The organism is Bifidobacterium sp. SO4, assembly GCF_018555355.1.
Taxonomy (GTDB): Bacteria; Actinomycetota; Actinomycetes; order Actinomycetales; family Bifidobacteriaceae; genus Bifidobacterium; species Bifidobacterium miconisargentati.
The window spans coordinates 57,671-70,969 of the sequence record NZ_JAFEJP010000011.1; the positions used below are offsets into that span (position 1 = coordinate 57,671).

A 13,299-nucleotide genomic window follows, 5' to 3' on the forward strand; every position below is an offset into this window, starting at 1 on the left:
TATGTGGCTGATAGCGGCTCCCCTCTTTGAGGGGAGCTGTCGGCGGAGCCGACTGAGGGGAGTGACGGAACCGGCCGCATCACGATGATGGCAAGATTTGTGACGGCTTGCCATCATCGTGATGCTACCGACTACCAGATCTGCGGACGAACAAAGCCGTTGGACTCCAGGAAGCGTTGGATATCGCGCATTTCGGGCATATTGATGGAATGCGCCATACCGGGATAGACCTGCTCGGTCAGCGTGCCATGCCCGCGCCAGAACTCGCCCATGGCCGCCACGTCCGCCTTCGGGAAAATGTCATCGATGGCACCATGGCCGTAGAACACCGGCGGCTTGAGTAAAGCCAGCTCGGTATCACCGGTGACCGGTCCGGGAGCCAGCCATCCCGAGCAGGACACGGCGGCCGCATAGCGCTTCGGATTCACGCGCAGCAGATGGCATGCCAGCAGACCGCCCTGCGAGAATCCCATAGTCACCGCCGGACGGTCCGAGGGGATGTTCTCCGCCACCCAGGCATCGATGGCCTGCGCCGCCTCAAGCGCCTGCCTGTCCAGCGAGTCGCCCTCCGGCACGCCCTCGTGCGCCCAGTCACCAAACCACGTGTATCCCATGCCATAGGCGATGGGTGCCTGCAGGCTGGCATAGTCGGACGAACCGGCACCGCAGTAATTCAATAGATCGGGCAGATCGTACTCGTTGGAACCCCAACCGTGCAGCAGCACGAACACCGGAGTGGTTTGCGGACCCCTCAACCGGGTCAAAGCCTTGGAAATCTTCATGTCTCCACAGTGTAGTCCGCCCATGTTCGCCGCTGACAGGCCCATGCCCGACCGGTCGCCCGTTGCGTACGCTTGTCGATGCGCATCGGCTGACACACGTTCGCCTCGGTCCAGGGCGTGCGGCGCAACCGGTTCCGCTGGTAGCGCATCCCAGCCGATGCCCTGTGAAACCGAGATGGCCCGAAAACCCTGAAACGCCGCCGCAAATAAGACCCTATAACCAACCTCTATAGCCAGACGGCACCGTTGCGCGTTGTGATACTCTACGATAACCAACGGGGGCTGGAACGGATTGTTCGGCCCCCGAATCGTACGCGAACGATATCCCTTCGAGACTTGCAGACCCCGCCCGGCGGCGTCGCAAACGGAGCATCGGCAGCGCATACGAACGCAACCGAGAGACATCAGAAGACATAAAGACGAAAGACATGAGAGAACCGAAGGGAAAGGAGTGCGTCCATGGCGTTTGACTGGTCGTTCGTGCAGCGCTACGCACCCTTCTTCGTCAACGGCACCGTGATGACCGTATTCATCTCCGTGTTCGGCATCCTGCTCGCCATCGCGGTGGGACTGGTATGCGCCGGCGTGGAGATCGCGCGAGTCCCGGTGGCCCGGCAGATCGTGCGTGCGTACATCGAGCTGAGCCGCAACACCCCACTGCTGGTGCAGCTGTATTTCCTGTACTTCGGCCTGCCCAAGCTGGGCGTGGTCTGGTCCGCCGAGACCTGCGCCATCGTGGGACTCGGCTTCCTGGGCGGCTCCTACATGGCCGAGGCCATGCGAGGGGGACTCGAATCGGTGCCCAAGGTGCAGCGCGAGACCGCCTACGTGCTGGGACTGACCCCGGTGCAGTCCATCACCCGCGTGGTGCTGCCGCAGGCCATCTCCACCGCGGTGCCCGGACTCGTGGCCAACGTGATCTTCCTGTTCAAGGAGTCGAGCGTGGTCTCCGCCATCGCCCTTGCGGACGTGATGTATATGGCCAAGGACCTTATCGGCATGTACTACAGCACCTACGAATCGCTGTTCATGCTGGTGGTGGCCTACCTGGTGATCCTGCTGCCGATCTCCATCCTCGGTACCTGGCTGGAGAGGAGGTTCGACTATGCACGGCGCTGAAATTCTCCTCCAGCCCGGCGTCTTCCCCCGTCTGCTGCAGGGCCTGTGGGTCACGGTCTGGATCGCCGGCGTGTCCGTGGGCGTGTCCATCCCGGTGGGCCTGCTGGTCGGCTGGCTGATGACGCTCAGGAACCCCGTGGTGCGTGCGATCATGCGCGTCTACCTCGACTTCATCCGCATCATGCCGCAGCTGGCGCTCCTGTTCCTGGCCTACTACGGCTTCGCCCGCTGGTTCGACTGGAACCTCGACGCCACCGGTGCCTGCGTGCTCGTATTCATCCTCTGGGGTGGCGCGGAGCTCGGCGATCTGGTGCGCGGCGCGCTGCAGTCGATCCCCAAGGTGCAGTACGAGTCCAGCTACGTGCTGGGCCTGAGCCCCTGGCAGACCTTCTCCCGCGTGATTCTGCCGCAGGCCATTCGCCGGCTTCTGCCCGCGAGCGTGAACCTGGCCACCCGTATCGTCAAGACCACGTCCCTGGCCGTGCTGCTCGGCGTGGTCGAGGTCATCAAGGTGGGCCAGCAGATCATCGACGCGAACCGGTTCCAGTATCCGACCGGAACCCTATGGATCTACGGAGCCATTTTCTTCATGTACTTCATCGTGTGCTGGCCGCTGTCCATCGTGGCCCGCCGTCTGGAAAAGAGGTGGTCGCATGACTGAGCGAACCGAACGAACCGTGCAGGCGGGGCAGAAGCCGCAGGCCCGATCCACCGAGGCGGTCGCCGCGTTCGAAACCGCGGGCCCGTCCGCCGTTTCCGACTGCAAGGGCTTCGAGGTCAAGCACCTGGTCAAGCAGTACGCCAACGCGGACAAGCCCGTGCTCAACGACATCTCCTTCAAGGTGGAGCACGGCACGGTGCTCGTGGTGCTCGGCCCCTCGGGCTCCGGCAAATCCACGTTGCTGCGCACCATCGCCGGCCTCGAACCGATTCAGGGCGGCACGATCTCCATCAACGAGAAGGTCATCGACGAAGGCCGCCCCGGCACCGAAAAGGCCGGCCGCTCCAACCGTTCCAGCGAGCTGCGCACGCGCATCGGCATGGTGTTCCAGAGCTATGACCTGTTCCCGAACAAGACCGTGCTCGGCAACATCACTATGGCCCCGCTGCTCGTGCAGAAGCGCGACAAGGCCGAAGTGGAGGCCGAGGCGCTGAAGCTCCTGGAGCGCGTGGGCCTCGCCGACCGCAAGGACGCCTGGCCGCATGAGCTCTCCGGCGGCCAGCGCCAGCGTGTGGCCATCTGCCGCGCACTCATCCTCCACCCGGAGGTGCTGCTGCTGGACGAGATCACCGCGGCCCTCGACCCCGAAATGGTGCGCGAGGTGCTCGACGTGGTCCTGGAACTGGCCAAAGCCGGACAGACCATGCTCATCGTGACCCACGAGATGCAGTTCGCCCGCGCCATCGCCGACCACGTGATCCTGCTGGACGGCGGCCATATCGTGGAGGAATCGCACGACGCGCACGCCTTCTTCGCCCACCCCGAAACCGAACGCGCCCGTCAGTTCCTGCGCACGTTCGAATTCGAGTGACGGGCCGCGGGCCTCGGTGATTCCGCTGCCCGCCTTCCGAAAACAGACCTACCATCCCAACAACCAACCACAAGAAGAGAAGGAAACCGCCAATGACCATCAAGATTGGCAGCGCACTGAAAACGATCGTCGCTACCGGCGCGGCCCTGATGATGGCCGTGTCCGTGGCCGCATGCGGCCCGTCCGCCGCCACCCCAAGCGATACCGCGTCCTCCGGTTCCGACACCTCCTCCAGCTCCGACGCCAACGCCAAGGCCCGCAGCCTGGACGAGATCAAGAAGAGCGGCAAGATCAAGATCGCCGTCTTCTCCGACAAGGCCCCGTTCGGCTACGTGGATCAGGACGGCAAGTACCAGGGCTACGACATCGTCTTCGCCGAGCGCCTGGCCAAGGATCTGGGCGTCGAGGTCGAATATACCTCCGTGGACCCGGCCGCCCGCGTGGACGTGCTCACCTCCAACAAGGTGGATCTGGTGCTCGCCAACTTCACCGTGACCGACGAACGCGCCGAGAAGGTCGACTTCGCCAAGCCGTACATGAAGGTGGCCCTCGGCGTGGTCTCCCCGGAGGATGCGCAGATCACCGACGTGAGCCAGCTGGACGGCAAGACCCTGATCATCGCCAAGGGCACCACCGCCGAGACTTGGTTCGAGAAGAACGCCCCGAACGTCAAGCTCCAGAAGTACGACCAGTACGCCGACGCCTACAACGCCTTGCTTGACGGCCGTGGCGACGCCTTCTCCACCGACAACACTGAGGTGCTCGCCTGGGCCAAGGCCAACAAGGGCTTCAAGGTCGGCATCACCCACCTGGGCGACGACGACACCATCGCCCCCGCCGTGCAGAAGGGCAACAAGGAGCTGCTCGACTTCGTGAACGAGGAAATCGTCAAGCTCGGCGACGAGAACTTCTTCCACAAGGACTACGAGCAGACCCTCGAACCCGTCTACGGCGACGAGGTCAACCCCGACGAGATCGTGGTGGAAGGCGGAGAGCTCTGATCGAGCGGCGCATAGCCTCCCATAACCAACACATATAACGACGCCGGCCTGCGGGCCGGCGTTTTGCATTACTGTCGTAATCGTGCCCCGTGGGGAGAGTCCCCGCAATCAGACATGGCGCCAAGGAAACACCGTAAGGGAGGTGCGCAATGACCAGGTTCAACACTCAGCTCGTCCACGGACTGCCGGTTGGGGACAACACCACCGGAGCCGTGAACCCGCCGATCTACAACCTCAACGACATATGCCTTCGAGAAGGTCGATGCGATGCCCCGCTACGACTACGCGCGCAGCGGCAACCCCACGCGCGACTTCCTCGAGCGCCAGATCGCCCAGCTCGAACACGGCGCACGCGGCTTCGCCTTCGCCTCGGGTCTGGCCGCCATTCACGCCGTCCTCTCCATCTTCAAGCCCGGCGACCGCATCATCGTGGGCAAGAACATCTACGGCGGCACCTACTCGCTGTTCCACGAATACTTCGCCGACCGCGGCCTCATCTTCGAGGCGGTGGACACGCACGACGCCAAGGCATTGGAAACCGCCGTCGCAGGCGATCCGCAGCAGGGCATCCCCGCGGCCAAGGCCGTCTATTTCGAAGTCCTCACCAATCCGCTGCTCGACGTCAACGACGTGCGGCTCATCGCCAACATCGCCCACAAGCACGGTGCCGTCGCCATCGTGGACAACACCTTCGTGACCCCGTACCTGCAGCGTCCGCTCGACCTGGGCGCGGACGTGGTCATCCACTCCGCCACCAAGTACCTCGCCGGACATTCCGACGTGAACGCCGGACTCGTGGTCACCCTGAGCGAGGAAATCGGCAAGGCCGTCTACTTCGCGCAGAACCGTTTCGGCGGCGTGCTCGCCCCCACCGAATGCGACGCGGTCCGTCGCGGCATCCAGACGCTCGCCCTGCGCATGGACCGCCAGCAGGAAAACGCCAAGGCCATCGCCCAGTACCTGCTCGCCCATCCGCTGGTCAAGACCGTGAACTATCCGGGCCTTCCCGGCCGCGACCGGGAACTGGCCGCCAAGGGACTGCGCGGAGCCGGCGGCGTGCTGAGCTTCGAGGTCGTGCCCGGCGTGGATCCGGCCGACGTGCTCAACAACCTTCAGGTCTTCCGTCTGGCCGTCTCCCTGGGCGCGGTCGAGTCGCTCGCCGAGCTGCCCTGTCGCATGACGCACTTCGAACTGCCGCGCGAGGAACGACTCAAGGTCGGCATCACCGACGAACTGGTCCGCCTCGCCATCGGCATCGAGGACGCCGCCGATCTCATCGAGGATCTGGGACAGGCCTTCGACATCGCCTATGAGCGCTACCTCGAACGCCACGGCGAGTCCGACATCTTCAGCCAGATCACCTCCGGCATCTTCGCCTGAGCCCGAACCGCCACCCAGCCGCACACACCGACGGCACGGCCGTGACCGACCGTACCGCATCACAAAAAGGAATTCCGCACGCCCATGGACAACGATTTCGCTACGAAAGCCATTCACGCGGGGTACGAACCGCTGGACCACGGGCATGCGGCAGTGCCGCCCATCTACGCCTCGGCCGCGTTCGGCCTCGAAAACGCCGTGCGCGGCGACGCGCTCGCCGGTGGGCTCATCGACGGGTTCGAATACTCGCGTGTGGCCAACCCGACCGTGGATGCCCTGGAGAAGCGTCTCGCCGCGCTCGAAGGCGGCGTCGGCGCGGTGGCCCTCGCCTCCGGCATGGCGGCCGTCAGCTATGCGCTCATGTGCGCGGGGGAGGGCGGCGGCCGCATCATCGCCCCCACCAACCTGTACGGCGCCAGCGTGGACGCGCTCGGCGACTTCCTGCCGCAGTTCGGCATCCACACCGACTTCGTGAGGAACATCAACGACCTGGACGAGGTCGCCTCCAAAATCGGTCCGGACACCCGCGCGATCTTCGCCGAGACCGTGGCCAACCCGTCCACCGAACTCCTCGACATCGAGCCGCTCGCCGAACTCGCCCACGCGCACGGTGTCGCCCTGATCGTGGACAACACCGTTCCCACGCCCTACCTGCTCAATCCCATCCGTTTCGGCGCGGACATCGTCGTGCACTCCACCACCAAAGGCATCACCGGACATGGCAACGCCATCGGCGGCGCCATCATCGACGGCGGCCGGTTCGACTGGGCCAACGGCCGGTTCCCGCAATTCACCGCACGCCAGCAGGTCATCAGCGACGACCGCGCCGGCGAATGGCACAGCTTCGCCGAAAAGTTCGGCGCGGCCGCGTTCATCAAACGCATCCGCATCAAGTACCTGCGCACGTTCGGCGCGGTGGCAAGCCCCTTCAACGCCTATCTGTCGCTCGTGGGCCTAGAGACGCTGCCCCAGCGCGTGAGCCAGCAGGTCGACTCCGCCCGTCGCATCGCCGAACACCTGACCCGCAGCCCGCATGTGATGAAGGTCAACTACTCCGGCCTCGGATACACGCCCCAATATGACCTGGTGGGCAAGTACTTCCCGCGCGGCGTGGGCCAGATCCTCTCGTTCCTGGTGGACGGCAGCGCCGACAACGTGCGTCGCATCATCGACGGCACCCGGCTCTTCTCCTACATCCCGAATATCGGCGACGCGCGTTCGCTGATCGTGGACCCCGCGCACATCACCCACCGCGAGGTGCCCATGGACGCCCGGATCGCGGCCGGGGTCAGCGACAATCTGATCCGCCTGTCCATCGGACTGGAGTCGGCGGACGATCTTATCGCCGATCTCGATCAGGCCATAGCCGGCGCATACTGAATCGCATCCGCCGATTCCTTCGCTGAACAGCCGGTAAACGCCTGCGTACCCACCTGTCCGGCCGGCCTTCGCGCTGGTAGCATGGAATATGTTGGGTCACGGCTCAAGGAAGGCCGTGCTTGGCCCTTGTTGAAAGGGGGCTTTCGATGTCGTCTATTGTGGCTGTTTTCGGAGGGACCATGCTATTGCTGCTTATCCTGCTCATTATCATCATCCTGTTGCTGTTTGCCGCCATCTTCGTGGTGCCGCAGCAACAGGCGTACATCATCGAACGATTCGGCAAGTTCCAGAAGGTGCAGTTCGCCGGCATCCACATGAGGATTCCGTTCGTGGATCGCATCGCCATGAAGACCAACATGCGCGTGAACCAGCTCAACGTGCAGCTGGAGACCAAGACGTTGGACAACGTGTTCGTCACCGTGGTGGCCTCCACCCAGTTCCGCGTGAACCCCGAGAACGTGGCCACCGCCTACTACGAACTGCGCGACCCGGCCGGGCAGCTGAGGAGCTACATGGAGGACGCGCTGCGTTCCGCCATCCCGGCGCTGACCTTGGACGACGCCTTCGCCCGCAAGGACGATGTCGCCTCCGACGTGCAGAAGACCGTGGGCAACGAGATGAGCCGATTCGGCTTCACCGTGGTCAAGACGCTGATCACCGCCATCGACCCCTCGCCGCAGGTCAAGAACGCGATGGACTCCATCAACGCCGCCCAGCGTGAGAAGGAGGCCACCCGCCAGCGTGCCGAGGCCCAGCGCATCCAGATCGAGACGCAGGCCGCCGCCGAGGCCGAGAAGACCCGTCTGCAGGGTGAAGGCCAGGCCAACTACCGTCGTGAGATCGCCAACGGCATCGTGGATCAGATCAAGAGCCTGCAGGCCGTGGGCATGAGCATCAACGACGTGAACAACGTGGTGCTGTTCAACCAGTACCTTGACGTGATGCGGTCCCTGTCCGAATCCGGCAACGCCAAGACCGTGGTGCTGCCGGCCTCCACGCCGGGCGGCTACCAGGATCTGTACGAGCAGGTCACCAAGGCCATGCTCACCGCCTCCGACGTGAATTCAGGCAAGTAGTAGTCCCCCCACTTGGCTCCCCTTGTCAGGGGAGCTGTCGGCGAAGCCGACTGAGGGGTAGTCTCGCCAAAGGAATGAGAAACTACCCCTCAGTCACCTATGGTGACAGCTCTCCTGCAATTGAGGACGAACTTCGTTCGCGTTCTGTTAGGCTCGACTGTCGTCTCGCACATTGCCTACAAACAGCTCTGGTGTTTGCTTCACGGCAATGTCCTGACAAGGGGAGCCAAGAATAAGGCATGCCAATCTTGGTTTGACAGGGCTAAGGAGACTATTCGGCCAGAAACTCGGGGATGGCCTCGGCGGCGGCGTACCCCTTGCGGTACATCATTTCGAGGCCCTCGAAGTTCTTCTTCAACGTATTGAGGCCGTACAGGTCCTCCGGTGCCAGGATGAGCACGCGGCCTTCCTCCTCATAGCGCTTGGCGAGCTCGATCTCGTCGTTGTAGGTCTTGTACCGCTCGCGCAGACGCTCGGCCGCCGCCGGGTACGTGCGCTCCAGAATGCGGGCGGGCGCGAGGTCCTTGCGTTGCTGGCGTACCTCGTCACGCAGACGGGAGAGAATCAGGATCACCTTCTCATAGCCGTCGTCCAGCGCCTTCTGCACCGGCACCGGATCGGCGATGCCGCCGTCGTAATACGGCACGCCGTCCACCACATACGGCTCACATGCAACCGGCACCGCTGAGGACGCCTTGACCACGTCGAAGTCGTCGAAATGGATGCGCGACTTGTCGAAGTACTTGGTCGAACCGTCCTCCGCGTTGCAGGCCACCACCGTGAATCCGGTGGGATTGGCCTCGAACGCCTCGAAATCCACCGGGTATTCGCCGTCATGGTTGCTTAGCGTGCCGTAGATGTAATCGAGATTGGCGAAGTTGTGGTTCTTGAAGTAGCTTTCCGCGCTCGCGTACTCCTTGCGGAAGGCGTACTTGGTGTAGAACGTGTGGTTGCGGCCGTGCTGGCGGGCGATGAACGAGGTCATGTTGGCCGCGCCTGCGGAGACGCCGTAGCACATGTCCACATCGATGCCGTCCTCGAGCATGCGATCCATCACACCGCATCCGAAAATCGCACGGAATCCGCCGCCCACATCGATCATCGCGGACTTGACTGCCATGACTACCCCCTCTGTAACGAAACCCCTACGTTGGCTAATGGATTCGAGCTTACGCGCGCCGACTGGACAAGCCCGGACCGCGAGGCCTACCGGTTGAGCAAGTCGTGTGAAAGTGCGGTAATACGCTCGGACGGGTCGGAATTGGCGAGTTCCACGCCGCCGTCCGCGCCCTCCGGGGCCAGCTGGCCCAGCGACTCCAGCACCACGCCGAGGTGGCGGACCGTGCCCTCGTTGCCGTCGATGATCGCGGCGCGTTCCGGCAGCAGCTCACGGAAGTAATCACGGTAGAACACGAAATGCGTGCATCCGAGCACCACCGAGTCGATACGATTCAGGTCGTACTGGTCGAAGTACCCGTGCAGCGTGCGCATCACCAGGTCATGGTCGGCAAGCCGGCCGGACTCCACGATCTCCACCAGATCGGGGCAGGGCTCCTTGTAGATTTCGTTGTCGGAATCGAACCGCTCCATGAGCCTGGCGAACTTGCGTTCGCGCAGCGTCAGGGGAGTGGCGGCCACGATGACGCGCTGCGGGATGTGATGAGGATCGGACGGCACGTCGCCGCGGTCGCAGGCCACCTTCAGCGCCGGCTCCATGCCGATGATCGGAATGTCGTAATGCTCGCGCAGCTCATTGACCGCAGCGGAGGTGGCGGTGTTGCAGGCGATGACCACGGCCTTGACTCCCCGCTCCACGAAGCGCTCCACAATGGAGAAGCTCAACGCGCGCACCTGCTCCGGCGTCTTGGTACCGTAGGGTGCGTTCGCCGAATCGCCGAAATACAGCACATGCTCGGCCGGCATGTCCCGGACGATCTGACGTACCACTGAAATGCCGCCGAGGCCCGAATCGAACACGCCAATCGGAGCCAAAGAACTCATGCCTGATTCCTCCCTGTGTTGTGTCACTACCAGAGTACTCTGTAAGCCATGAGTCTTCCGCAACAAGTGACCAAGGCACACGCCACCGGCAACGATTTCGTGGTCTATCTCGACCGCTCCGGCAAATTCGAACCCACGCCCGAGGAGGTCCGCTTCCTGTGCGACCGCCACTTCGGCATCGGGGGCGACGGCCTCATCCGTCTGACCCGCCCCGACTTCGTCTCCGACCTGAGCGACGACCAGATCTCGGACGCGCTCGCGGGCGGCGCCAAGTGGTTCATGGACTACCGCAACGCCGACGGCTCGCTGGCGGAGATGTGCGGCAACGGCACGCGCGCCATCACGCTGTTCGCCCAGCGCATGGGCGTGGCCGACTCCACCGAACCGTTCCGCCTGGGCACGCGCGCCGGCGTGAAGATCCTCACGCCCCGCGGCAACATGAAGCCGTACGGAGCCAACGTGTTCCAGGTCGAGATGGGTCAGTGGCATATCGGCGAACAGGACGCCTACGAGGTCACCATTCCCGGCACCGCCGGCTCGGCCCACGGCACGTTCGTGGACATGGGCAACCCGCATGTGGTGGCGGTGATCGAGGACGCCTTCGCCACGCTGCCCCGCGTCGAGGACCTGGATCTCGTGACCAAGCCCGAGGTCCGTCCGATCATCGAATCCGATCAGAACGTGGAGTTCGTGCGTATCGACGACATCGACGAGAACACCGGCGTGGGCGAGGCCACGATGCGCGTCAACGAGCGCGGCTGCGGCGAGACGCTCTCCTGCGGCACCGGCCTGTGCGCCACGGGCATCGTGCTGCGGTCCAAGACCGGCATCGACCACTGGGACATCACCGTGCGCGGCGGCACCCTGCGCGTGGACGTGACCGACCATGACGTGCGTCTGACCGGTTCGGCCACGCTCGTCGCCGACGTGACGTTGCTGTAAACGAAAGGGCGGCCCCAAAAGGCCGCCCGATGTTTATTACCTTGGCTCTGTTGCACCAAGATCGGCATGAATCCCATTGGACTACCCCTCAGTCGGCTTCGCCGACAGCTCCCCTGACAAGGGGGGCCAAGATAAGGGCCATGTCAATCTTGGTGCAACAGAGCCATTACCTTTGTGCTGCCGGTGCCGCGAGGCAATCCGGAGCAATCGACTACGCGAACAGCGCCGCGCCCTCGGTCACGAGGATGAGCACCACGATCGCCACGATCCACAGCACATCAATCATCAGGTCGATGTTGAGCCGGTAGTACTTCGCCAATCCGGCGGGAACCTCGCCGTCCTTGCCGGCCGGCAGTCCCTGTACGGCCACGGTCGCATGGCTCAGCGCCATGAACTGGATGGTGGTGGAGAACATGAGCGTCAGGCACCACGGGCACAGCGCGTGGATCACGAACAGCGACTGCGTGCTCAGCCAATACGAGTACGCGAGCGCCGCAAGCCCGCCCAGCCAGGTGCAGGCGGCGAACCAGCGCGGCACGCGCACGCGCGCCAGACCGATCACCGCGATGGTCACGAACACGCTTTCCGCCGCGATGCCGAAGAAGGCGTTCGGATAGGACAGTCCGCCGAACTTCACGATCTCCGCCTGCCAGGACTGGGCCACCGTGGAGCAGGAGATCACCGCGTTCACATCGCAACCGAGCGAGGCGGAGGGGTTGCGGGCCAGCTGCAGCGTCTCCGCGGACAGGATGAACGAGGTACCCAGTGCCACGGCGGAGGCGATCAGCATAATGAGGTACGTCCATGTTGCGCCGTGACGCCATCCCGAAAGTCCCGTCGTGTTCCCGGAGCCTGCCGCGGTCTGCGGCTCCCCGGTACCGGAAACGTCGGCGTGCTTCTGTCCAACGGTCGCGTTGCTGCTCATACCTACCCCCTGAATATGGATGCTGCGCTCCAGCGTAGCGTCTGCGGTTGTCATGCGGCCTGTCCGAACGGGAAACGCCGGCGAAACGGGTTACGATAAAAGGTATGACTGGATACGTGATGCCTGTGGCGCCGCCCGCAACCGGATGGGACATCCATTGCCATACCGTCTTCTCCGACGGCACGGAGACACCTGCCACGCTCGCCGAGCAATCGAAGGCGCTCGGCCTGAAGGGCGTATCCATCTCCGACCATGACACCACCGCCGGTTGGCAGGACGCCGAAGCCGCGGCCCGTCGGGTGGGATTGCCGCTGCTGCGCGGCACCGAGATCACCGCCACGGACGAGGACGTGTCCGTGCACATGCTGGGCTACCAGTACGATCCCGCCAGCCCGCATATCGTGAACCTATTCGCCGCCACCCGCGAGGCTCGTCTGCGCCGCACGCAGCGCATGGTCGAACTGCTTGCGCGCGATTACCCCATCTCCTGGGAATCCGTGCTCGCGCAGGTGCGCGAGGGCAGCAAGACGACGATAGGCCGACCACACATCGCCGACGCGCTGGTCAGCGCCGGCGTGTACGAGAACCGTTCGCAGGCCTTCGCCGATGCCGTCAACTCGTCCTCCAAGTACTACATCCCCACGCCGTCACCGACCTCGCACGAGGTGGTGGCCGCGGTCAAGGAGGCCGGGGGTGTGGTGCTCGTCGCCCACGCCGGCGATCTGAGCCGCAACCGGCGGCTGCTCTCCGATGAGCAGATCGAGACGCTGGCGCGGGAGGGTTTGGACGGTCTGGAAGTGTGGCATCGCGGCAATCCGCCCGAACAACGCGAACGGCTGCTGACGCTGTGCCGCCGCTTCGGTCTGCTGGTCACCGGCGGATCCGACTGGCACGGCAAGGGCAAGCCGAACGGACTGGGGGAGAACCTCACCGATGAGGACACCGTCGCCGAAATCGTGCGTCGCGGCGCGCTGCCGCTGTATCGGTAGTCCCGAAAATAAAAAAGGCTCTGTTAAACCAAGATTGACATGGCCCTTATTCTCGGCTCCCCTTGTCAGGGGAGCTGTCGGCGAAGCCGACTGAGGGGTAGTCAGACATGGATTCATGTCAATCTTGGTTTAACAGAGCCTAAAAAAATCCGTTAAACCAAGTTCCACCGAA

12 protein-coding genes and 1 pseudogene are annotated in these 13,299 nt (G+C 63.8%); 9 read left to right on the forward strand and 4 right to left on the reverse strand.

The window, feature by feature from the left end; all coding sequences use genetic code 11:
• Positions 1–131: 131 nt before the first annotated feature.
• The gene (locus JS536_RS08175) at positions 132–782 is read right to left on the reverse strand and encodes an alpha/beta fold hydrolase (protein WP_214356521.1); all 651 of its coding nucleotides are present in this window, start codon (positions 780–782) and stop codon (positions 132–134) included.
• Positions 783–1,241: 459 nt separating this feature from the next.
• Here JS536_RS08175 and JS536_RS08180 point away from each other — a divergent pair, with 459 nt between their 5' ends.
• The 7 genes and pseudogenes from JS536_RS08180 (at position 1,242) to JS536_RS08210 (ending at position 8,270) form a co-directional block, all read left to right on the forward strand.
• Complete coding sequence (locus JS536_RS08180; protein WP_214356522.1) at positions 1,242–1,901, forward strand: amino acid ABC transporter permease; 660 nt, start codon at positions 1,242–1,244, stop codon at positions 1,899–1,901.
• Positions 1,888–2,562, forward strand: coding sequence for an amino acid ABC transporter permease (locus tag JS536_RS08185; RefSeq protein ID WP_214304733.1), 675 nt, complete (start codon positions 1,888–1,890; stop codon positions 2,560–2,562). Before JS536_RS08180 ends, JS536_RS08185 begins: the two co-directional genes overlap by 14 nt.
• Positions 2,555–3,433 carry an amino acid ABC transporter ATP-binding protein gene (locus JS536_RS08190; RefSeq protein ID WP_236029398.1) on the forward strand — a complete coding sequence of 293 codons (879 nt, stop codon included), beginning with the start codon at positions 2,555–2,557 and terminating at the stop codon, positions 3,431–3,433. The genes JS536_RS08185 and JS536_RS08190 overlap by 8 nt, the downstream gene beginning before the upstream one ends.
• Before the next feature lie 92 nt (positions 3,434–3,525).
• Entirely contained in the window at positions 3,526–4,434 is a 909-nt protein-coding gene (locus tag JS536_RS08195) for a cysteine ABC transporter substrate-binding protein (RefSeq protein WP_214356523.1), read from the forward strand.
• 149 nt (positions 4,435–4,583) lie between these two features.
• A pseudogene (locus JS536_RS08200) lies at positions 4,584–5,814 on the forward strand (aminotransferase class I/II-fold pyridoxal phosphate-dependent enzyme).
• Positions 5,815–5,898: 84 nt separating this feature from the next.
• Positions 5,899–7,194 carry a PLP-dependent transferase gene (locus JS536_RS08205; protein ID WP_214356525.1) on the forward strand — a complete coding sequence of 432 codons (1,296 nt, stop codon included), beginning with the start codon at positions 5,899–5,901 and terminating at the stop codon, positions 7,192–7,194.
• Between the two features lie 146 nt (positions 7,195–7,340).
• Positions 7,341–8,270 carry an SPFH domain-containing protein gene (locus tag JS536_RS08210; protein ID WP_214356526.1) on the forward strand — a complete coding sequence of 310 codons (930 nt, stop codon included), beginning with the start codon at positions 7,341–7,343 and terminating at the stop codon, positions 8,268–8,270.
• A 271-nt stretch (positions 8,271–8,541) separates the two neighbouring features.
• Here JS536_RS08210 and JS536_RS08215 read toward each other — a convergent pair whose 3' ends face one another.
• The gene (locus tag JS536_RS08215; protein WP_214356527.1) at positions 8,542–9,390 is read right to left on the reverse strand and encodes a patatin family protein; all 849 of its coding nucleotides are present in this window, start codon (positions 9,388–9,390) and stop codon (positions 8,542–8,544) included.
• 86 nt (positions 9,391–9,476) lie between these two features.
• Positions 9,477–10,271 (reverse strand): glutamate racemase, encoded by a 795-nt coding sequence (gene murI / locus JS536_RS08220; protein WP_214356528.1) that lies wholly within the window; start codon positions 10,269–10,271, stop codon positions 9,477–9,479.
• A gap of 48 nt (positions 10,272–10,319) precedes the next feature.
• On the opposite strand from murI, the gene dapF reads away from it, so the two are divergent.
• The gene (gene dapF / locus JS536_RS08225; RefSeq protein WP_214356529.1) at positions 10,320–11,213 is read left to right on the forward strand and encodes a diaminopimelate epimerase; all 894 of its coding nucleotides are present in this window, start codon (positions 10,320–10,322) and stop codon (positions 11,211–11,213) included.
• Between the two features lie 211 nt (positions 11,214–11,424).
• On the opposite strand, the gene JS536_RS08230 is transcribed toward dapF, so the two are convergent.
• The gene (locus JS536_RS08230) at positions 11,425–12,003 is read right to left on the reverse strand and encodes a vitamin K epoxide reductase family protein (RefSeq protein WP_214356550.1); all 579 of its coding nucleotides are present in this window, start codon (positions 12,001–12,003) and stop codon (positions 11,425–11,427) included.
• A gap of 230 nt (positions 12,004–12,233) precedes the next feature.
• On the opposite strand from JS536_RS08230, the gene JS536_RS08235 reads away from it, so the two are divergent.
• Positions 12,234–13,127, forward strand: coding sequence for a PHP domain-containing protein (locus JS536_RS08235; protein WP_214356551.1), 894 nt, complete (start codon positions 12,234–12,236; stop codon positions 13,125–13,127).
• The last annotated feature ends 172 nt before the right edge of the window (positions 13,128–13,299 follow it).